The following is a 21,044-nucleotide window of genomic DNA, read 5'->3' on the forward strand; positions in this document are numbered from 1 at the left end:
TGACATTGCAGGGTTTCGAAATAGTGGCGCTTGACTCCACGCGGGGTCAGGCGCTATTATTTCGCGCCCTTTTTGTGGCGGAAAATTCACACAGCAAAGCTTTGAACGCGGAGTAATTTGGATGGCACGTATAGCCGGTGTCAATATACCCGATCACAAACATGCTGTTATCTCGCTGACCTACATCTTTGGTATTGGCAAGACAACAGCCCAGAAGCTTTGCGATGCAACCGGCGTAAAGCCGGACGTCAAGGTCAAGGACCTGAGCGATGAGCAGCTTGAAGCACTTCGTACCGAAGTGGGCAAGGTGTCTGTCGAGGGCGATCTGCGTCGTGAAGTACAGATGAACATCAAGCGTTTGAAGGATCTCGGATGCCACCGTGGTCTGCGTCACCGTCATGGCCTTCCGGTCCGTGGCCAGCGCACCAAGACCAACGCCCGCACCCGTAAAGGTCCTCGCAAACCTATTCGTAAGTAACAGGTAGGCAAACATGGCAAAGCCAGGTACACGTACCCGTAAAAAGGTGAAAAAGACGGTTGTTGATGGCGTCGCGCACATTCACGCGTCCTTCAACAACACTATCGTGACCATTTCTGACCGTCAGGGCAACGTCCTGTCCTGGGCCACTTCCGGTGGTTCCGGTTTCCGTGGGTCACGCAAGAGTACACCTTTTGCTGCGCAGGTAGCAGCTGAAAGAGCCGGTAATGCGGCTGCTGAATACGGCCTTAAAAACCTGGACGTAGAGGTTAAGGGTCCTGGGCCCGGACGTGAATCTGCAGTTCGCGCGCTGAACGCGTGTGGCTACAAGATCACCAACATCACAGATGTGACGCCGATTCCCCACAACGGCTGTCGTCCGCCCAAGAAGCGCCGCGTCTAACACAGGAGACAGTGAATTATGGCTCGTTATATAGGCCCGAAGTGCAAGCTGTCTCGTCGTGAAGGGACAGATCTTTTTCTGAAGAGCGGTGTTCGCGCGCTCGATTCCAAGTGCAACATCGAGACTCCGCCGGGTATGCACGGCGCGCGTCGCGGTCGTCTGTCCGAGTACGGCGTACAGCTTCGTGAAAAGCAGAAAGTTCGTCGGATCTACGGCGTTCTGGAGAAGCAGTTCCGTAACTATTACAAAGAGGCCGCCCGAGGCAAAGGTGCAACTGGTGAAAACCTGCTGCAGCTGCTGGAAGGCCGTCTCGATAACGTTGTCTATCGCATGGGCTTTGGTTCTACCCGTGCAGAGGCTCGTCAGCTCGTCTCTCACAAGGCAATCCTGGTCAACGACAAGACGGTGAACATCCCGTCCTACCAGGTCAAGCCGGGTGATGTTGTGAGCGTGCGTGAAAAGGCGAAGAATCAGCTGCGCGTCAAAGGCGCACTGGATCTGTCTGCAAGCCGTGCACCGGTGAGCTGGGTAGAGGTCGACGCCAACAAGATGTCCGGCGTTTACAAGTCAGTGCCTGAGCGTACTGAACTGCCGGCCGACATCAACGAGAACCTCATCGTCGAGCTTTACTCTAAGTAAAGCCCAGTTAGCAACGATAGCAGATAGGGGCGTCTATGCAGCGTTCAGTACATGAGTTATTGACACCTCGTACCATTGACGTGAAGGAATCCAGCGCCACCCGCGCAAAGGTGACGCTTGAGCCTCTGGAAAGGGGCTTTGGCCATACCCTGGGTAGCGCTCTGCGCCGGATTCTCTTGTCTTCGATGCCGGGCTGCGCCGTGACTGAAGCGCAGATCGACGGTGTCCTGCACGAGTACAGCGCCATTGAAGGTGTCCAGGAGGACGTCATCGAGATTCTGCTGAATCTCAAGGGCGTTGCCGTAAAAATGAACGGCCGGGACGATGCCGAGCTCACGCTCAGCAAGAAAGGCCCGGGCGTTGTCACAGCCGGTGATATCAAGCTGGATCACGACGTCGAGATCGCCAACCCGGAACATGTGATCTGTCACCTGAGCGAAAATGGTGAAGTGAACATGCGTCTGCGTGTTGCCCGCGGTCGCGGCTATGAGCCGGCAGATCAGCGCGGTCTTGACGAGGACGAAACTCGCGCCATCGGACGCCTGCAGCTGGACGCGACGTTCAGCCCGGTACGCCGCGTGGCCTACGCCGTGGAAAGTGCACGGGTTGAGCAGCGTACCGATCTGGACAAGCTGGTTATCGATCTGGAGACCAATGGCACCATCGACCCGGAAGAAGCAATTCGCCGGGCCGCGACCATCCTCCAGCAGCAACTGGCGGTGTTCGTTGATTTCGATCATGAGAAAGAGCCGGAGCGCGTAGAGGAAGAGGAAGAAATCGATCCGATCCTGCTGCGTCCGGTTGATGATCTGGAATTGACAGTGCGTTCAGCTAACTGCTTGAAGGCTGAGAACATTTACTACATCGGCGATCTTATCCAGCGCACAGAAGTTGAGCTGTTGAAGACGCCTAACCTTGGTAAAAAGTCGCTGACCGAGATCAAGGACGTTCTGGCGTCCCGTGGTCTGTCACTGGGCATGCGTCTTGATAACTGGCCGCCGGCTAGCCTTCGTGGCGACGACCGGGTTCTGGGCGGTTAATCGCCGATTAGTTTAAGGTAAGGAATCAGAGCAATGCGTCATCGTAAGAGTGGTCGTAAGTTCAGCAGGACCAGTGCGCATCGCAAGGCCATGTTCCGTAACATGACTGCGTCACTGGTTGAACACGAGCTGATCAAGACAACGCTGCCGAAAGCCAAAGAGCTTCGTCGGGTAGCCGAGCCTTTGATCACGCTCTCCAAGAATGATTCGGTCGCGAATCGTCGTCTGGCGTTCTCACGCCTGCGTGACGATGCTGCGGTTGCCAAGCTCTTTGACGAGCTGGGTCCCCGTTACAGCGAGCGTCCGGGTGGATACCTTCGTATCCTGAAGTGCGGCTTCCGTGCCGGCGACAATGCCCCCATGGCATTCGTTGAGCTGGTTGGTCGCCCACTGGATATCGAAGCGGAAGAGGTGGACGAAGACGAGGAGTAATTGCCTCGGCTTCGGCCAACCACAGAAAAACCGGGTTCCGTGAGGTTCCCGGTTTTTTTGTGTCTGGTTTTCAGGGAATTCGTGGGCTTCGAGGTCAGGTGGCTGGCACGGGGGTGAGGGTGTATTTTCTTTGGGAAAACAACTCGCTTCGCTCAGACATCTTTTCCCGGCAGAAAATACACCCTCGCCCCCGCGCCGACAGAAAGCTCCATGGCCCGCTAATTAACTCTTCAACATGGGCTTGAGATAACGACCGGTGTGGGAAGCGGGGTTCTTGGCAACGTCCTCGGGCGCACCCTCTGCAATGATCTGCCCGCCGCCGGAGCCGCCTTCGGGGCCCAGATCGATAATCCAGTCGGCAGTTTTTATGACGTCCAGGTTGTGCTCGATCACCACAATGGTGTTGCCGTGGTCACGGAGCCTTTCCAGGACATTCAGCAGTTGCTGGATGTCGTAGAAGTGCAGGCCGGTGGTGGGTTCGTCCAGAATGTAGAGGGTTTTGCCGGTGTCCCGTTTGGACAGTTCCTTGGCCAGTTTCACCCTTTGGGCTTCGCCGCCGGAGAGGGTCACTGCGCTCTGACCGAGGCGGATGTAGGACAGGCCGACGTCGATCAGGGTCTGGAGTTTGCGGGCGATGAAGGGCACGGCATCGAAGAATTCGCGGCCTTCTTCTACGGTCATCTCCAGAACTTCGTTGATGTTCTTCCCTTTATACCGCACTTCCAGGGTTTCCCGGTTGTAGCGCTTGCCCTTGCACACGTCGCAGGGCACGTAGATGTCCGGCAGGAAGTGCATCTCGACCTTGATCACGCCGTCGCCCTGGCAGGCCTCGCAGCGGCCACCCTTCACGTTGAAAGAGAAGCGGCCGGGTTTGTAGCCGCGGGAGCGGGCTTCCTGGGTGCCTGCGAAGAGTTCGCGGATGGGCGTGAAAAGGCCAGTGTACGTGGCCGGGTTTGAGCGGGGTGTCCGGCCGATGGGGCTCTGGTCGATGTCGATGACTTTGTCCAGATGCTCGAGGCCCTTGAGTGAGCCATAGGGGGCATGGTTCAGGCTGGTGGCCTTGTTCAGTTTGGCGGCGGCCACCGGGTACAGGGTGCTGTTAATCAGGGTCGATTTGCCTGAACCGGAGACCCCCGTTACGCAGGTCATCACACCCAGGGGCAGGTTGAGGGTCACGTCCTGAAGGTTATTGCCGCTGGCGCCGGTCAGGGTCAGGGTTTTGCCGCTGCCTCTGTTGCGCTTCTTCGGGACAGCGATCTCCCGTGTGCCACTGAGGTATTGGCCGGTAAGGGAATCCCCGTTCGCGATAATGTCCTCGGGAGTCCCATGGGCAATTACCTGACCACCATGCACGCCCGCGCCGGGGCCGATGTCGATAACATGATCTGCAGCCCTGATTGCATCCTCGTCGTGTTCCACCACGATCACCGTGTTGCCCAGGTCCCGAAGATGGGTGAGGGTGGCCAGTAGCCGGTCATTGTCCCGTTGGTGCAGGCCAATGGAGGGTTCGTCCAGGATGTACATCACGCCCACCAGCCCGGCGCCGATCTGGCTGGCCAGTCTGATACGCTGGGCCTCGCCACCGGATAGGGTGTCGGCACTGCGCTCCAGAGTGAGGTATTCAAGGCCCACATTTACCAGGAACTGCAAGCGCTGGCGAACCTCTTTGAGGATCTTCTCGGCAATCTCGCCCTTGCGACCGGGTAGTGCCAGGGTCTGGAAGTAATCGTGGGCATCGCCCACCGGCAGGTGGGTGACATCGGAGATGTTGTGGTTCTCGATGAACACATGGCGGGCGCTGCGACGCAACCGGGAGCCCTGGCAGTCCTTGCAGGGCTGGGTGCTCAGGTTGCGGGCCAGCTCTTCGCGCATGCTCTGAGAGTCGGTCTCGCGGTAGCGGCGTTCAAGGTTTGGCAGAATGCCCTCGAACGTATGGGCCTTCTCCATGATATGGCCCCGCGAGTTCACATACCGGAACGGAATCTCCTCGTTGCCGGAGCCGAACAGCAGGACGTTCCGGAACTCTTCAGGCAGATCGATCCAGGGCGTCTCCAGATCAATGCCGTAGTGGTCGGCCACACTGCCGAGCATCTGGAAATAATAAACCGCCCGGCGGTCCCAGCCCTTGATGGCCCCAGAGGCCAACGTCGCCTCAGGATGCTGGACGATTTTCTCTGGATCGAAGAACTGCCGCACGCCCAGGCCATCGCAGGTCGGGCATGCGCCGGCCGGGTTGTTGAAGGAGAACAGCCGGGGTTCCAGCTCACTCAGGGAATAGCCGCATTGGGTGCAGGCGTAGCGGGCGGAAAAGGTGTGTTCCTCGCCCTCGCCACTCATGGGGGCCACGAGGGCGATGCCGTCGGCCAGTTCCAGCGCGGTTTCGAAGCTTTCGGCAAGGCGCTGCTCGAGGCCTGGTTTCACCTTGAACCGGTCCACCACCACGTCAATCTGGTGTTTGCGCTTCTTGTCCAGGACCGGCACATCGTCAATATCGTAAACGGTGCCGTCCACGCGCAGGCGTATGAAGCCCTGGCTGCGCATCGTGTCGATCACCTGTAGGTGCTCGCCCTTGCGGTCCCTGATGACGGGCGCCAGGATCATCAGCTTGCTGTCCTCGGGCATCGCCAGCACCTGATCGACCATCTGGCTGACGGTCTGGGCCTCGAGCGGCTGACCGTGGTCAGGGCAACGGGGTTCGCCGGCGCGGGCAAACAGCAGCCTCAGGTAGTCGTAGATCTCGGTGATGGTGCCGACCGTGGAGCGAGGGTTATGAGAGGTGGATTTCTGTTCGATGGAAATGGCCGGGGAAAGGCCTTCGATGTGGTCAACGTCAGGCTTTTCCATCATGGACAGGAACTGGCGGGCGTAGGTGGATAGAGATTCCACATACCGCCGCTGCCCTTCGGCGTACAGTGTGTCGAAGGCGAGGGACGATTTTCCCGAGCCGGAGAGGCCGGTAATCACAATCAGTTTGTCCCTCGGCATATCCAGGTCGATGTTCTTCAGGTTGTGGGTGCGTGCCCCTTTGATCTGGATATGGTCCATAACACCTCGCTCGGAAGAAAAACGAAAAGTATACCGTGTTGCCTGCCACGCCGCGAAAAGGATCCGGAGCTGTGCTTCGGGAATGGTCCCCTGATGGCACGGCTTTTTGCTACAATGCGCCGCCTGCGAAGGCTATCTGCTCCCTGATGTGACCGCTTTCAACCCCGACTGAGGTACGTAGTTGCCATGAATGCCCTGGAAAAACGCTCCGTTGCGGCCCTGGCATCGGTCTATGCCATGCGCATGCTCGGGCTGTTCATGGTCATGCCGGTGTTCATGCTGCTGGGCGGAGAGCTTGATGGAGCTACACCGGCGCTGCTCGGCCTGGCCATCGGGGCCTATGGTTTGAGCCAGGCCCTGCTGCAGATTCCATTCGGCATGCTCTCCGATCGGGTCGGGCGCAAGCGCATGATCTACATCGGCCTTGTGCTGTTTGCTTCAGGGAGTTTCCTCGCAGGCGCCACGGACTCCATATACGTTGTGATTGCGGGTCGGATTCTTCAGGGGGCAGGGGCAATCGCCAGTGTCCTTATGGCCCTGCTCAGTGATCTCACCCGTGAAGAAGAGCGCACCAAGGCCATGGCCACCGTGGGTGTCACAATCGGGCTGTCCTTTTCCGTCTCCCTGGTGCTGGGGCCATTGGTCGGGGCCTGGTGGGGACTGTCTGGCATTTTCTACGCCACCAGCGCCCTTGCCGGGGTGGCGCTGTTCATCGTGTACCGCATGGTGCCCACCCCGCACCAGCACAAAGTCAGCGCCGATACCCAGCCGGCCCGGCAGATGCTGGGTCGGGTGCTGTCAGACGGCCGGCTGCTGAGGCTGGATTTTGGTATTTTCGCCCTGCATCTGGTGCTCACGGCGCTGTTCCTGGTGTTTCCATCGTTGCTGCAGGATCAGTTCGGTCTGCCTGGCGATGCCCACTGGTGGTTCTACCTGAGCGTCATGGTCACCTCCTTCTTCGCGATGGTGCCGTTCATTATCCTGGGTGAGAAAAAGCGCAAGATGAAGCCCGTGCTGTGCGCTGCCATTGCGCTGCTGACGATTGCTACCGCAAGTTTTACCGCCGTGCCCGCCAGTCTGGTCGCAGCCTGGTTCCTGCTGTTCCTGTTTTTCATGGCCTTCAATCTGCTGGAGGCCAGCCTGCCTTCGCTGATCAGCAAGGAGGCGCCGGCCGCAGGTAAAGGCACCGCCATGGGGGTTTATTCCACCTCCCAGTTCATGGGGGCCTTCCTCGGCGGTGCCGTTGGCGGGTTCCTGTTGCAGGAGGCGGGCATTGCCGGCGTGCTCTGGTTTATGGCCGGCATCCTGGGCCTGTGGCTGTTGGTCGCGCTCACCATGCCCTCTCCCGGCTACACCACCAGTTTCGTGGTACAGTTACAGCAGGTTCTCGGCGAGCAGTACGACGATATCGACAGTGATCTTCGACGCTTGCCGGGTGTGCAGGACGTGGTGATCGTGGAGGAGGCGGCTACGGCGTACCTGAAAGTGGATCGACAGCATTTCGACGAAGCTTCACTTGCGGACTTTTCATTTGTCCGGCACCCTAGCAATTCATGAAATCCGGACGCCCGCAAGGAGCGCGGGTTGTCCCTGAAACAGAGTCAGGAGCAGAGCATGGCACGAGGCGTAAACAAGGTAATTCTGATTGGCAATCTGGGCCAGGACCCGGATACGCGCTACACCCCTAACGGCAATGCCGTAGTGAACCTGAACCTTGCCACAGATGAGAGCTACAAGGATCGTCAGACCGGGCAGCTGGTTCCAAAAACGGAATGGCACCGTGTTGTTCTGTTCGGCAAGGTGGCAGAGGTGGCCGGCCAGTATCTGCGTAAGGGCTCCAAGGTTTACATTGAAGGCAAGCTGCAGACGCGCAAGTGGCAGGGCCAGGATGGTCAGGACCGTTACACCACCGAGGTGGTGGTGGACATCAACGGCCAGATGCAGATGCTGGATAGCCGTGGTGGCGAGGGTGGCATGAGCCAGGGCGCCCCGGCCGGTCGGCCGCAGCAGTCCGGGTACAACGCGCCGGCAGGGCAGCAGAACAATCCGCCCCAGTCGGGTGGCTACAGCAATCAGCCGTCCCAGGGCAGCATGCCGGAACCGATTGACGATTTTGATGACGACATTCCCTTCTAAGGAATGCCTGAGGGAAACGAGCTCAACGAGAGAGCCTCCGCATTGCGGGGGCTTTTTTGTTAAACGCTTGCAAAAAGAAGTCAAATCAACCGCCAAATCTGGGAGTTAGGTTCACTTTCTCAACGATCATGTTATCGTTTGTAAACAAAGCGGCTGTTTTTTGGGCAGCGAATAATAACAGGGCTGGCGAGACGCGCTCGGATCCAGGTTAGCGGACTGCATGACAAGCACATCACTGATCAACAAACTGGCTGGCATATTTCGTCGGAGCCGTGCGCGGCAGCAGGTCTGCCTGGAAATTCGCCCGGACGGCATCGCCTGGGCGGTTTCCGGTGGTTCGGATGGTGCCGGGTTTGTCGAGTGCCTGCCCGCCAAGCGTCTGGCCGCACTCGAGGACCTTGTGTCCCGGTATGGCTGGGCCGGCGCTTCCGCGACACTGGTTTTGCCGCTGGATCAGTATCAGGTGTTCCAGATGGAACGCCCCGAGGGCGTCGAGGAGTCCGAGCTGGGTGACGCCCTTAAATGGAAGCTCAAGGATTTTCTCGATTTCAGCCCTTCTGATGCCGTCTCGGATGTTTTCCCCTTTCCTATGGATGCCTCCCGAGGACGCGGCGAACTGGTGAACGTGGTAGCGGCCAGAAAAGCCCTGGTGTCCGAGCTGGTATCTCTGGTTCAGGCCTCCGGGCTGTCGCTGGTGCAGATTGATATCGCCGAACTGGCCCTGCGCAACCTGGTGTGCCGGCTGGATGAGAGCGGTCGCAGTGCCGCGCTGGTCCATATTCGTGAAAACTATGGCCAGATGGTGATTTGCAAGAACAACACCCTCTATCTCTCCCGCCGCCTTGATGTGAACTCCGACGATCTGCGGGATGCCGCGCGTCAGGAATCCGCTGTGCAGTCTCTGGCCCTGGAAATGCAACGCTCCCTGGACTACTACGAAAGCCAATTGGGGCAGGTGCCTCCGGCCCGGATTCGCCTGGTCGCGAGGGACAGCGTCCTGCCGCTTGCCTCGATGCTCTCGTCCTACGTGGCTGCCGGCGTTGAAACTCTGGAATGGCCATCGGTGGGCCTGAATGAGGCTCTGGACAGTCGCTGCCTGCCGGCCTGGAGTGCTGGCCTGGCGTTGCCAGCGGAGGCGCGCGCATGATCCAGAGGGTAAATCTCTACACCGAGGAGCTGCGGCCCCGCAGGCAGAAACTGCAGGCCGGGACCGCCCTGGCGATTGTCGGAGCCGGGTTGCTGCTGGTTATTCTTGCTGCCGGACTGGTGCGATACCAGAACATGGATCTGGATGCGCGGGTCGCGGGCCTTGAGCAGCAGAACCGTCAGCTGGAGCAGGCCGTGGCCCGGCTTGAGGGCGCCGTCCAGGGCCGCCAGCCGGATACCGATCTGCAGGCGCAGTTGGCAGATGTGACAGAGACCCTGGCGCGCCGTCAGCGATTACTGGCGAAAGTGGAGAGCCTGGTGCTTTCCGAGGATCGCCGCTTTTCTCCAGGCATGGCCGCTCTCGCCCGCCAGATTCCCGAGGACGTCTGGCTCACGGGTGTTACCCTGGCCGCGGATGCCGATCAGGTCATTCTGGAGGGACGTAGTCGCAGCGGCGCACTGGTACCCCTGTACCTAGAAAAACTCGGGCAGGAACCGGCGTTCGCAGGAAAGACCTTCGGTGCCTTCCGGCTTTCCCGTGTGGATGAAGGGCCCTGGATTGAGTTCCGCGTCGCCAGCCAGCGAACCGGGGAGGGGGACTGATGGCCCATTCGTTCTCTGACAGGCTGGCGAGTCTCGCCGACCGATACAACCAGCGTCCGGTGAGAGAGCGGGCCCTGATGCTCGCTACGGCTCTGGTGGTTCTGGTTGTCGTGGGCTGGGAGCTTGCCGTGGTTCCGGTGCAGCAGGAACACCAGCGTCTCCAGAATCGCCTGCAGGCGCTGTCAGCGGATGCCGACGGCCTCCTGGCGCAGCAGCAGACGCTGGAGCGTCAACTGGCCACCGATCCCTCCCTCTCGCTGCGCAACCAGCTCAGCGCCAGGCAACAGAGACTGGAGGCACTCAATCGCCAGATTTCCGATACCACCGGTGAGTTGATTGCGCCCAGGGCCATGGTCTCGCTCCTGCAGACCATGCTTGCCGCCCAGGATGAGCTGGCGTTGCAGGGCCTGGAACTGCAAAAGCCCACGCCTGTCTATGCGCCCTCGGCAACCACCGACGGCGAGCAGGAAGCCGAGCCTCTGCTCTACGCCCATGAGGTGGAGCTGCGGATACGCGGCAGTTACCTGCAGGTAATGAATTACCTGGAGCGGCTGGAGGCGCTGGACGACCGCCTGGGTTGGGTCCGGCTGCACTACGATGCCGGCGACTGGCCCGCCGGAGAGGCGACCATTCGTGTGCGCACGCTGAGCCTGGAACAGGCCTGGTTGGGGGTTTGAGTATGAAGTGTCGGGCGCGTATCGCCGTTCAAAGCTGGCTGGGTCTGGTAATGATGGCATTGGCGTCCGCGCCTGCCGTGGCGCTGCAGGACCCGACCCGCCCCCCTGGAGGCGGTCAGGTGGTTTCAGCGCCGCAGCCAGAGCGGATCCTGGTGCTGGATTCCATTCTCTACAGCGAGGATCGACGGGTTGCCGTGATTGAAGGCAAGGCCCTCACGGAAGGCCAGAAGGTTGACGGCGTACGGGTTATCCGGATCTACCACGATCACGTGCGGGTCTCGGACAGTGGCCGCGAGCGGGTCTTGTACCTGGATGGACTTCCGCAGGTTCGGGGAACTCAATGACTGACAAACGGATAGACATGACCACAATCAGACACCTCGGCGTGTTGGCCCTGGCCCTGGGCCTTGCAGCCTGCAGCAACAACCCGTTGATGCGCACGGCTACGGCCACCTCCACCGATTCGGCGCAGGCCATCGAAGAGACCCTGGCCCAGGCCGGGCAGCCCGCCCAGCAAGAGCAGGAGGCGCCGGCGAAGAGCACCTTGCCCCCGGATGTCAGTGCCGCGCTGCTGCCCCCGCTGTCAACAGCCGCCACGCTGGATGAACGCTTTGACGTGAGGGCCCAGGGGGTGCCGGCTGCGAGTTTCTTCCAGTCGCTGGTGGAGGGTACCCGTTACAACGTGGTGGTCCATCCGGACGTCGACGTTGTCGTGGACCTGCGACTGGGGGATGTGACGGTGCCGGGGGTTATGGACATCGCCGCCGATCTCTATGGGCTGGATATTCGTCGCAACGGTCGTCTGTTCCGGGTAATGGCCAACGAAATCCAGACCCGCCTGTTTGCCATCGACTACCTGCATTTCAAGCGTCGTGGCGGCTCCGAAACCCGGGTCAGTTCCGGGCAGGTCACCAATGCCCGCAGCAGTGATTCCGGCGCCAACACCAGTGCCGACGACTCCGGCGACACCCGGAACCTCATTGGCACTGCCATTTCCACCGAAACCGAGTCTGATTTCTGGCAGGACATCCGGGCCGCCCTCAGCATGATTGTGGGCGGCGACGGCCAGCAGGTGATCGTCAATCCCGGCGCCGGTCTGGTCATGGTTCGCGCGGGCTCCGACGACCTGGAACTGGTGGAGGATTACCTGCGCCGAACCGAGCTGATCATGCAGCGGCAGGTGATCCTGGAGGCCAAAATCCTCGAGATCGCCCTTAACGAAGGCTACCAGCAGGGCATCAACTGGTCGGACATCCAGAGTGCCTCCAGCATCACCGCCTCCGATGGCCTGCCCGAAGACTTCACCGCCCAGGCCCTCGCCGGACAGGTGATCCAGACCTCCGACATCGGCGGCCTGTTTTCGGCCAGCGTGCGTGCCGGCGATTTTACCGGGCTGATCGAACTGCTGGGCCGGCAGGGCAATGTGCAGATTCTCTCCAGCCCCCGCATTTCCACCGTGAACAACCAGAAAGCGGTGATCAAGGTGGGCACCGATGAGTTTTTCGTCACCGACATTGATTTTGACGACAACAATTCCGCCGTGGCGGCCACGGACCGGACGTCCACCTCGGTGGAGCTCACCCCCTTCTTTTCCGGGATCTCCCTGGATGTCACCCCCCAGATTGCCGAAGACGGCTCGATCACCCTGCACGTGCACCCGGCGGTCAGTGAGGTGACCGATCAGGAGAAGGTCATTACCGTTGGCGAGCGGGATGTGACCCTGCCCCTGGCAAGCAGCACCGTTCGCGAAACCGACAGCGTGATCCGGGCCGAGAGCGGGCAGATCGTGGTGATTGGTGGCCTGATCCAGAACACCAGTGAAGACCAGAATTCGGCCGTGCCCTTCTTCAGCGAGATTCCGCTGGTGGGCGAGCTGTTCAAGCAGCGCCGTTTCCAGTCCCGCAAGAGTGAGCTGGTGATTCTGCTGCGGCCGGTGGTGGCGGGGCTGCCGGAAATGAACGCCGACATCTCTGCGAGCCGGGAGCGCATGAGCGTTCTGAAAGAACTGCTGCAATCGTCAGGGTCTGTGACCCCCGAGCCGGAGAAAGCGCCGCGATAGCATGTACGAAGCCCACTTTGGACTGCAGGAAGCACCGTTCGCATTGACGCCCAACACCCGCTATTTTCTGCGGGCGCCCAGTCATGGTGATGCGCTAGAGCTATTGCTGGTGGCGTTGCGCCAGCGAGAGGGCTTCATCAAGATCTCCGGTGAGGTTGGCACTGGCAAGACCCTGCTGTGCCGCCTGCTGCTCAATGAGCTGGAGCAGCAGGCGCACACTGCCTACATTCCCAATCCCCGCCTGACGCCAGAGACTCTCTACGAGGCTGTTGCCGAAGAACTTGGGGTGGATCTGGCGGGTTGTGCCAACAGTCATCAGGTGTTGAAGGCCATCAATGAAAGCCTGATTGGTCATGCCATGGAGCGCCGGCCGGTGGTGCTGGTTATTGACGAAGCCCAGGCCATGCCCGAGGAAACTATTGAAGCACTTCGGCTGCTCACCAACCTCGAGACCGAGAGCATGCGTCTGCTTCAGGTGGTGTTGTTCGGCCAGCCCGAACTCGATGCGCTGCTGCAGAAACCGAGTCTCAGACAGCTGAACCAGCGGATTACCTTCCATTACCGGCTGGCGCCGCTTGATCGGCAGTCGGTGGCACAGTACCTGCGACACCGTTTGGCCCAGGCTGGCTACAATGGCGCCGACCTCTTCACACCCGGGGCTCTGCGTCTGATTGCCCGTGCGTCTGGCGGTATTCCCCGGCTGGTAAACATTCTCGCCCACAAATCCCTGCTGGCGGCCTGGGGCCGCGGTGACCGGCTGGTGCAGAAATCCCATGCCCTGCAGGCCATCCGAGATACCGAAAGCGTGCGGCTGCCAGGTCTGATTGCGAGGTGGTTATGAGCCTGCTTAATGATGCGCTCAGGGCTGCCGAACAACGGCAGAACCGACCGGAAGTCGCTACTGCTTACACCGGCCAGGTTCGCGGTGAGCGACCCGGACGCTCGGCCCTGTGGTTCGTTGTTTTGCTGCTGGTGGCCGGTCTGGCCGCCGTTCCGGCCATCTGGTTCCTGAATCGCGACCATTCTGAGGCCGATGCCGGCGAGGCCACGGAGAATGCGCCCGTGGTGGAGGCAAAAGAGCCACAGCCGCAGCCGCAGCCACAACCACAACCAGAGACGGTTGTGATGGCGCCAGAACGAATCAGCGAGGCGCCTGCTTCAGAGCCGACGCCAAGCGTTGAGCGGCAGGCGGAGCAGCCCGTTGACGCCCCGGTTGCGACTGTCGAGCACGAGGCAAGCGAGGCGCCAGTTTCGGGGGAGCCAGTATCGGCCTCGACGCCAGAGGAAGAGCTGCCCGCGGTCAAGCAGGTTCGGGAAACCCCGGAAGCGATGGATCGCCGGGTCAGTCAGGAACTTGCCTCGCTTCTTGGAAACGGTGAGGTTGCCAAAGCCGAACAGCGTTTACAGGCACTGGTGGCGGCTCAGTCCGCCCCTGTTAGCCGCGAGGTGTTTGCGCGCCGGATGCTGGTGGAGGGCAAGCCGGAGCATGCCCTGGCCTGGCTGCCAGCCGATGTAACCGCCGAGGTGCCGGATTTGCGCCTGCTCAGGGCCCGTGCCCTGCATGCCACCGGCGATCTGGCAGGCGCCCTGAGCACGCTGGAGAGCTCTGTGCCGCCTGTGGCAGACAATGCCGGGTATCGGGTAACACTGGCCACACTGCTTCAGCAGGCCGGCCGGAGCGCCGAGTCGGCCCGGCACTGGTCGCTGCTGATTGTCGAAGACGATAGCCGGGCGGCCTGGTGGGTGGGGCTGGGCATTGCGCTGGAAACCGGTGGCGAGCCTGACAGCGCCGCACGGGCCTACACCCAGGCGGCACAGCTGCCAGGGCTGTCGCCCTCGCTGGCGGACTACGTTCGTGAACGACTGAGAAGCTTGCAGGCGGGATGATGACAACAGAACCGAAAAAGAAAGTCCGGTTAGGGGACCTGCTGGTTCAGAACGACGTCATTACCGAACAACAGTTGATGACGGCCCTTCGCGAGCAGAAGAGCACCGGTCGAAAGCTCGGCAAGACCCTGACCGACCTGGGGTATGTGGACGAGGACAGTCTGCTCAACATTCTCTCTCGTCAGCTCGACGTGCCCTTTGTGCAGTTGCGGCACTACCAGTTCAACAATGAGCTAGTGAAAAAACTGCCGGAAGCCATGGCCCGGCGTTTCCGCAGTATTGTGCTGGCGGAGCAGGGGGGCGAACTGCTGGTGGGCATGGCCGACCCGCTCGACATCTTTGCCTACGATGAGCTGGTCCGTATTCTCAAACAGCCTATCAAGCAGGCGGTGGTTCGCGAGAGCGAGCTGCTGAACACCCTGGACCTGGTGTATCGGCGCACCGACGAGATCGCCTCCCTGGCCGAAGAGCTGGAAGACGAACTGGGCGACGATGCGTTCGACCTGGCCGATCTGTCCGCAGAATCGGAAAGTGCCGAGGCGCCGGTAGTCAAGCTGCTGCAGACACTGTTCGAGGATGCCGTACAGGCCCGCAGTTCGGATATTCACATCGAGCCGGATGAAACCGTGGTGCGTATCCGGCAACGGGTGGACGGCGTGCTGCAGGAACAGGTGATGAAGGAGAAGCGGGTCAACGCTGCGCTGGTCCTGCGCCTCAAGCTCATGGCGGGTCTCAATATTTCCGAGAAGCGGATGCCCCAGGACGGTCGCTTTAATGTGCGGGTCAAGGGCCGAAGCATTGATGTGCGGGTGTCCACCATGCCGGTGCAGTACGGTGAATCGGTGGTGATGCGTCTGTTGGACCAGAGCCAGGGGATGTTGAATCTGGACGGTACCGGCATGCCGGTGGAGCTGCTGGAGCGCTTCCGGCGGATGATCAAGAAGCCCCACGGCATGATTCTGGTAACCGGCCCCACCGGCAGCGGTAAAACCACGACGCTCTACGGTGCGCTCACAGAGCTTAATCGTCCCGAGGTGAAGATCATTACCGCGGAAGACCCGGTGGAGTACCGTCTGCCTCGCATCACCCAGGTTCAGGTTAATCCGAAGATCGGGCTGGAATTTGCCGGCGTGCTCCGGGCGGCGCTGCGCCAGGACCCCGATGTGATCCTGGTGGGTGAGATGCGGGATCGGGAAACCGTGGAAATCGGCCTGCGTGCCGCCATGACCGGCCATCTGGTGCTGTCCACCCTGCACACCAACGATTCCATCAGCAGCGCCATGCGTCTCATTGATATGGGGGCGGAGCCGTTTCTGGTGGCTAGCTCCCTGCTGGGGGTGGTCGCCCAGCGGCTGGTAAGGCGGGTGTGCGAGAACTGCGCCGAGTCCTATTCGCCAAGCGAGCAGGAGCTGGTGTGGCTACGCAGTTTCGATCTGGATCCTCTCGACCTTGAGGCCGGCTTCGTACGCGGGCGCGGCTGTTACCAGTGCAGCAATACCGGCTACAAGGGCCGGATCGGTGTCTACGAGCTGCTGGAAATGAACGAAGCCATGCTGGATGCTCTGAGGCGTCGCGATGTGTCGGCGTTTACCAGCGAAGCCCGCAAGAGCCCGCTGTACAGGCCGCTGGGCCGGTGTGCCATGGATTTCGCGCTACAGGGCACGACCACGCTGGACGAGGTGGCCAGGGTAGCGGCGACCTCCGAGGGAGAGCTTGCACCGGAAGCCGAGATTCCCCTGCCGGATGAACCTCTTGGAGGTGGCGTCTGATGCAGTTCAGTTACCGGGGTAAGGACAATCGTGGCATGGTCCAGCAAGGATCCCTGGGGGCTCCTAATGCGGACGCGGCGGCCTCGGAGCTGATGCGCCGGGGCATTACCCCGTTGACCATCCGCGAGGTGGAGGAGCGGGACTCACTGTTCGATCGACTGAACCGGCTGCCGGTGTTTCGCAAGCGGGTCACCCTGGACGAGCTCATTGTGTTCTGTCGGCAGATGCACGCGCTTACCAAGGCGGGTATCCCGTTGATTCGCACCATGCGCGGGCTGGCCGAGACTACCCGGTCGCCGGTGCTGGCGGAGGTGCTGGAAGACGTAACCACCCGGCTTGAGGGCGGTACCACCATGGCCACTGCCATGCAGGCTCACCCCGGGGTGTTCTCGGAGCTGTTCATTGCCATGATCCACGTGGGCGAGAACACCGGGATGCTGGATGATGCCTTCAAGCGGCTGTCGGAGATCCTGGAGCTGGAGCGGGACACCCGGCGACGCCTGAAGCAGGCCATGCGTTATCCCACGTTCGTGGTGATTGCGCTGTTGGCGGCACTGATGGTGGTGAACTTTCTGGTGATTCCCAAGTTCGCGGCGGTGTTCAACAAACTGGGTGCGGACCTGCCGTTCCTGACCCAGGTGCTTGTCGGCACTTCGAATTTTCTGCTCGGCTACTGGTACGTTGTGCTGTTTTTGGTGGCCGCTGGCGGGTTGCTGGTTCGCCAATGGAAGCAGACCGAGCAGGGCCGGTTAACCTGGGACCGCTACAAACTGCGGGTTCCGATCATCGGCCCATTGCTGGAACTGATTACCCTCAGCCGGTTTTCCCGCAACTTTGCCACCATGTTGTCTGCGGGTATGCCGGTGACAACGGCGCTGACCGTTGTGGCGGACGCCACCGACAATGCCTGGATTTCGCTGCATATCAAGGAAATGCGGCAGGGCATCGAACGCGGCGAGAGCCTGTTGCGAACGGCCCGCAACAGCGAGATGTTCACGCCCTTGATCCTGCAGATGATTGCCGTGGGTGAAGAGACTGGTTCGGTGGACGACATGCTCAATAACGTGGCGGACTTTTACGACGAAGATGTGGACTACGGGCTCAAGCGGCTGGCGGAAAGCATTGAGCCGATACTGATCGTGGCCATGGGCATCCTGGTGCTGATCCTGGCGCTGGGCGTGTTTCTTCCGATCTGGGATCTGGGTGCGGCCGCCATGGGGCGGGGATGAATGGCCCTGGCGAAGCTGTCCGATGCGAGCGGTTGGGCGATGTCTCGCTGGTTCCGGCTGGCAGTGGCGCTGGCGATACTGGCCACGCTCGGGTGGTTCCTGCTGGGGGTGCTGGAGCGGGAGACGCGCAACGCGGAAGAGCGGGCGGCAAACATGGTGCTGGGGCAGCTTCGGTCGGCCCTGGTGATCAAGGGTGCGGAGGTGATGCTGGGCCGTGACGGCAACCTGGCGGAGCATCAGGGCATCAACCCGTTCGAGCTCATTGAGCATCAATGGAGCCGTTACCGGGGGCACTGTTCGGCTCCCATCCCGGATCCGGGGACCTGGTGCTTTCAAACCAGGCAACACAATGAAACAGACGCGCAGGTGGACGGCTGGTTAATTTACAACCCGAGGCAGCCGATAACCATAGATAGGCGCAACGCCAGGTCGCAGCAGCCGATGGCCTGGCAGGTAACAACGGAATTTTCGGACCGTAACGGGAACGGTGTGCGGGAGCAGGAAGAACGGCTGACGGGGCTGAAACTGGCCCCAGTGTCGTTGGCGGGCGCGCCTGTGACGGCGCAGGATGCGCGGAATTGAATGATCGCAGCTCTTTAAATCAAGGCTAAAACCAAGACTAAAACCGAAACGAGGACGACCTATGAAGCGGGAGAGCAAAAGAACGAAACAGCGGGGCTTTACGCTGATCGAACTGGTGGTGGTGATTGCCATACTGGCGATCCTGGCCGCCTTCGCCCTGCCGCGGTTTGCCCAGTTGTCGGAGCAGGCGCACCAGTCGAGCATCCGGGCGACCGCCGGGGCGCTGGCCGCGGGCGTGGCCCTGGCAAAAACTCAGTGGGTATCCAACGGATTCACCACCGCCCAGACCAACATCGTTGGCTTTGGCAATGACAACGTGGATGTGAATGACGAGGGGTGGCCAACGTCGGTTGCCTCCGACGACACCTCGGCAACCATGACCGCTACCAAGTGTCAGGAGGTCTGGCTGGGCGTGTTGCAATCGAACGCTCCCACGGTGGCGGCCTCGGGCACGCCGGAGTACCTGATTTCGATTGATGCGGGGGATTGCGTCTTTACCTATCAACCGGACGGGCAGGGCTCTGACATCACCTACGATGCCGACACCGGTGAAATAATAACCAACATCAACTGATAAAACTGAAAGCCAATTGGCAACAACGACGGAGTAGCACCATGAGCGCAATGACAGCAATGGCAGTGAAAAAAGAGAAAGGTTTCACCCTCATCGAACTGGTGATGGTGATCGTGATTCTGGGGATTCTGGCGGCGTTTGCGTTGCCGCGGTTTGCGGACTTGGGTGGGCAAGCTGAGACTGCCTCTATTGAGGGTGCCAGAGGTAGTGTGAAATCGGCGGTGGGTATCGTACGATCCACCGCTTTGGCTACTAACGCAACTGGAGCAACCGGAACGGTTTCTCTCGAAGGGGCTACGGTGAACACCATCAATGGATATCTTGCTGGAAGTTCTCTTGAGGACGCAGCCCAGTTGGAAGATTTTGCCATTGTAGGCACAGCCTCTCCTTACATCGTGACCATTGATCCGGCGGCGGCTGATCAGCCTTGCTTTACTTTCACCGACTCAAATGCAGCTAATACTCCTCCAGTCGTCTCTGCAGTGGCTACTATGGGCGACGCTTCGACTTGTGGTGGAACTGCTGCTGGCTCTTGATGCCGTGCGAGAGGTTAAGAGTGGGCTGTACTCTTAGCCCTGCGTATGGCTGGCTAGTTGGGAGAGGGGCATGAAAAAGCCAATCGCCCCGGGCCAATCGGGGTTCACCCTGATCGAGCTGGTGATGGTCATTATCCTGATCGGAGTGCTCTCCGTCCTGGGTATTGGCCTGTTTGCCAGCCGATCGGCCTTCTCGCCACTTCTGGCCAACCAGCAACTGGCCTCGGCCACGCTGCTTGCACAGCAGGCAGCGCTGGCGGGTAATGCTGCCAACACCCTGACCATTGAACAGGGCTCAGACGAGTTCCGGTTCGTGGTCGGTGGCGGCAGTGCCAATCCCCGAACCTTTGCCATTGCCCGGGAGAGCACCAGTCTCTCGGTAGCTGGCGGTTTGCCTATAACCCTTTCTTTCGATGCCAGAGGCGCGCCCGCATCCGGTTCGAACCTGCAGCTTACCTTTACCGGAGACAGCACCTTTACCACTTGCCTCAGCTCTCTGGGCGCCGTGTACGCCGGGAGCTGTCAGCCATGAGCCGGGCACAGGGCGGTGCTACGCTGGTGGAGCTGGTGATCACCATTGTGATTATCAGCGTCGCGATTGCCGGTGTGGTGGGCGCTTTCTCACTGATTGCCGGGCGAAGCGCCGATCCGCTCAACCAGACCCGGGCGGTGAAGCTGGCCCAGCTGTACATGGATGAGATCATTACCCAGAAGTACGACGATCAGACCCCTCAGGGCGGCGTGCCCAGGTACAGCGGTGCCTGTACCATTGGCGCTGAAAGCGACGAGTCCACCCGAAGCGAGTTTGATGATGTGGACGATTACCATAATCTTAGCGGGCCGCCGGCCACGGCCACCGGTGCCTCGTTGAGTGGCTATAACGGTTTCACGGTGTCCGTCACCGTCGCCTGCGCCGGGGGCGATGTGGGCCTTCCGGCCTCCGAGGCCAAGCGTATCGAACTGTCGATACAGGCGCCGGGTGATCAGTCCTTTGTCTTCTCCGCTTACAGGGCCAACTTCTGATGAAGCGGGCGGGCGGCTTTACCCTGGTGGAGCTGGTGATGGTCATCGTTCTGCTGGCCATTGTGGCGACCATTTCCGTGCAGTTCGTCACCTTGTCCACCCGCGGCGCCATCGATGTGGGTGCCCGCCAGCAACGGGCCCTGGCCGGCGTTGTCATCAGTGAACAGATCAGCAGGGCCGTGCGGGCGGCCTTGCCCACCTCCTTGCGCACGGGTTCCGGTGGAAGCTGCCTGGAGTGGATGCCCATTGTGGCGGCATCAAACTACCTCAACCGGCCGTCCGGGCCTACGCCGGATTCCTTTGAGGCGGTGCCTCTGGCAGGTGGGCGTTCTGCAGCCGGGCGGGTGGTGATCTACGGCTACGGCTCGAATGTCTACAACCCCACGGATCCCGGGCCGATTTCGCCGCCGGCCACGGTACCTGCCGGACCCTCGCCGGTAACGGTGACCTTTGACGGCGGAGCGACCCACCGATTCTCCCAGCAGTCACCGGAGCGCCGATTCTACGTGGTCTCCGGGCCCGAGGCAGTCTGCCAGGCGGGCGCGTTCCTGTATCGCTACAGCGGCTATGGCATCAATGCCTCGCCTGCTTCGGGATTACCGTCGAGCTATCCGGGCCGTGAAGTCATGGCCGCCAATCTGGTGCCGGGTTCTTTGGAATTCGAAGTAACGCCGCCCAGTCTCCAACGGGGTGCCGTGGTGTCGTTCAGTTTCGAGCTTGCGGATCCGGAATCCGGTGAAACCACAGCGATCACTCAGGAGGTTCAGGTTCGTAATGTGCCCTGAA

The 21,044-nt window shown here is 60.7% G+C and carries 23 protein-coding genes; 22 read left to right on the forward strand and 1 reads right to left on the reverse strand.

What is annotated here, in order from left to right; genetic code table 11:
* Positions 1-121 precede the first annotated feature (121 nt).
* Genes rpsM through rplQ form a run of 5 tightly spaced genes read left to right on the forward strand, consistent with a single transcriptional unit; the run spans position 122 to position 2,992 of the window.
* Complete coding sequence (gene rpsM, locus AC0J1C_RS02930; protein ID WP_091992200.1) at positions 122-478, forward strand: 30S ribosomal protein S13; 357 nt, start codon at positions 122-124, stop codon at positions 476-478.
* Positions 479-491: 13 nt separating this feature from the next.
* Positions 492-881 (forward strand): 30S ribosomal protein S11, encoded by a 390-nt coding sequence (rpsK, locus tag AC0J1C_RS02935; RefSeq protein WP_007153992.1) that lies wholly within the window; start codon positions 492-494, stop codon positions 879-881.
* An 18-nt stretch (positions 882-899) separates the two neighbouring features.
* Positions 900-1,520: a 30S ribosomal protein S4 gene (gene rpsD / locus AC0J1C_RS02940; RefSeq protein ID WP_091992201.1), complete on the forward strand. Its 621-nt coding sequence runs from the start codon at positions 900-902 to the stop codon at positions 1,518-1,520.
* A 35-nt stretch (positions 1,521-1,555) separates the two neighbouring features.
* Entirely contained in the window at positions 1,556-2,560 is a 1,005-nt protein-coding gene (locus tag AC0J1C_RS02945; RefSeq protein WP_008174911.1) for a DNA-directed RNA polymerase subunit alpha, read from the forward strand.
* A 33-nt stretch (positions 2,561-2,593) separates the two neighbouring features.
* Positions 2,594-2,992, forward strand: a complete 399-nt coding sequence (rplQ, locus tag AC0J1C_RS02950) for a 50S ribosomal protein L17 (protein ID WP_091992202.1) — start codon at positions 2,594-2,596, stop codon at positions 2,990-2,992.
* 222 nt (positions 2,993-3,214) lie between these two features.
* On the opposite strand, the gene uvrA is transcribed toward rplQ, so the two are convergent.
* The gene (gene uvrA, locus AC0J1C_RS02955) at positions 3,215-6,037 is read right to left on the reverse strand and encodes an excinuclease ABC subunit UvrA (RefSeq protein ID WP_473045536.1); all 2,823 of its coding nucleotides are present in this window, start codon (positions 6,035-6,037) and stop codon (positions 3,215-3,217) included.
* A gap of 186 nt (positions 6,038-6,223) precedes the next feature.
* On the opposite strand from uvrA, the gene AC0J1C_RS02960 reads away from it, so the two are divergent.
* From AC0J1C_RS02960 to AC0J1C_RS03040, 17 genes are all read left to right on the forward strand, one after another.
* Complete coding sequence (locus AC0J1C_RS02960; RefSeq protein WP_473045537.1) at positions 6,224-7,594, forward strand: MFS transporter; 1,371 nt, start codon at positions 6,224-6,226, stop codon at positions 7,592-7,594.
* A gap of 57 nt (positions 7,595-7,651) precedes the next feature.
* Positions 7,652-8,173, forward strand: coding sequence for a single-stranded DNA-binding protein (gene ssb, locus AC0J1C_RS02965; RefSeq protein ID WP_473045538.1), 522 nt, complete (start codon positions 7,652-7,654; stop codon positions 8,171-8,173).
* 220 nt (positions 8,174-8,393) lie between these two features.
* Positions 8,394-9,320 (forward strand): biogenesis protein MshI, encoded by a 927-nt coding sequence (locus AC0J1C_RS02970; protein ID WP_375193812.1) that lies wholly within the window; start codon positions 8,394-8,396, stop codon positions 9,318-9,320.
* Complete coding sequence (locus AC0J1C_RS02975) at positions 9,317-9,922, forward strand: PilN domain-containing protein (protein ID WP_473045540.1); 606 nt, start codon at positions 9,317-9,319, stop codon at positions 9,920-9,922. The genes AC0J1C_RS02970 and AC0J1C_RS02975 overlap by 4 nt, the downstream gene beginning before the upstream one ends.
* A complete protein-coding gene (gspM, locus tag AC0J1C_RS02980; protein WP_473045541.1) occupies positions 9,922-10,599 on the forward strand; it encodes a type II secretion system protein GspM in 678 nt (225 codons plus the stop codon). The genes AC0J1C_RS02975 and gspM overlap by 1 nt, the downstream gene beginning before the upstream one ends.
* 2 nt (positions 10,600-10,601) lie before the next feature.
* A complete protein-coding gene (locus AC0J1C_RS02985) occupies positions 10,602-10,943 on the forward strand; it encodes a hypothetical protein (RefSeq protein ID WP_473045542.1) in 342 nt (113 codons plus the stop codon).
* A 17-nt stretch (positions 10,944-10,960) separates the two neighbouring features.
* Positions 10,961-12,658 carry a pilus (MSHA type) biogenesis protein MshL gene (gene mshL, locus AC0J1C_RS02990; protein ID WP_473045543.1) on the forward strand — a complete coding sequence of 566 codons (1,698 nt, stop codon included), beginning with the start codon at positions 10,961-10,963 and terminating at the stop codon, positions 12,656-12,658.
* Position 12,659: 1 nt separating this feature from the next.
* Entirely contained in the window at positions 12,660-13,499 is an 840-nt protein-coding gene (locus AC0J1C_RS02995; protein WP_375193817.1) for an ExeA family protein, read from the forward strand.
* Positions 13,496-14,545 carry a tetratricopeptide repeat protein gene (locus AC0J1C_RS03000; RefSeq protein ID WP_473045544.1) on the forward strand — a complete coding sequence of 350 codons (1,050 nt, stop codon included), beginning with the start codon at positions 13,496-13,498 and terminating at the stop codon, positions 14,543-14,545. Before AC0J1C_RS02995 ends, AC0J1C_RS03000 begins: the two co-directional genes overlap by 4 nt.
* Positions 14,545-16,314, forward strand: a complete 1,770-nt coding sequence (locus tag AC0J1C_RS03005) for a GspE/PulE family protein (protein WP_473045545.1) — start codon at positions 14,545-14,547, stop codon at positions 16,312-16,314. Before AC0J1C_RS03000 ends, AC0J1C_RS03005 begins: the two co-directional genes overlap by 1 nt.
* Positions 16,314-17,543 (forward strand): type II secretion system F family protein, encoded by a 1,230-nt coding sequence (locus AC0J1C_RS03010; protein ID WP_375193820.1) that lies wholly within the window; start codon positions 16,314-16,316, stop codon positions 17,541-17,543. The genes AC0J1C_RS03005 and AC0J1C_RS03010 overlap by 1 nt, the downstream gene beginning before the upstream one ends.
* Positions 17,544-18,125: a hypothetical protein gene (locus tag AC0J1C_RS03015; protein WP_375193821.1), complete on the forward strand. Its 582-nt coding sequence runs from the start codon at positions 17,544-17,546 to the stop codon at positions 18,123-18,125. It abuts the gene before it with no gap.
* 61 nt (positions 18,126-18,186) lie between these two features.
* On the forward strand, positions 18,187-18,699 hold the full coding sequence (locus tag AC0J1C_RS03020) for a type II secretion system protein (RefSeq protein WP_473045547.1): 513 nt from the start codon (positions 18,187-18,189) through the stop codon (positions 18,697-18,699).
* Between the two features lie 41 nt (positions 18,700-18,740).
* Positions 18,741-19,235, forward strand: a complete 495-nt coding sequence (locus tag AC0J1C_RS03025; protein ID WP_473045549.1) for a type II secretion system protein — start codon at positions 18,741-18,743, stop codon at positions 19,233-19,235.
* 70 nt (positions 19,236-19,305) lie between these two features.
* Positions 19,306-19,767 carry a prepilin-type N-terminal cleavage/methylation domain-containing protein gene (locus AC0J1C_RS03030; protein WP_473045552.1) on the forward strand — a complete coding sequence of 154 codons (462 nt, stop codon included), beginning with the start codon at positions 19,306-19,308 and terminating at the stop codon, positions 19,765-19,767.
* On the forward strand, positions 19,764-20,258 hold the full coding sequence (locus AC0J1C_RS03035) for a type IV pilus modification PilV family protein (protein ID WP_375193825.1): 495 nt from the start codon (positions 19,764-19,766) through the stop codon (positions 20,256-20,258). Before AC0J1C_RS03030 ends, AC0J1C_RS03035 begins: the two co-directional genes overlap by 4 nt.
* On the forward strand, positions 20,258-21,043 hold the full coding sequence (locus tag AC0J1C_RS03040) for a PulJ/GspJ family protein (protein WP_473045555.1): 786 nt from the start codon (positions 20,258-20,260) through the stop codon (positions 21,041-21,043). The genes AC0J1C_RS03035 and AC0J1C_RS03040 overlap by 1 nt, the downstream gene beginning before the upstream one ends.
* The last annotated feature ends 1 nt before the right edge of the window (position 21,044 follow it).

The organism is Marinobacter sp. E2 (assembly GCF_055755345.1).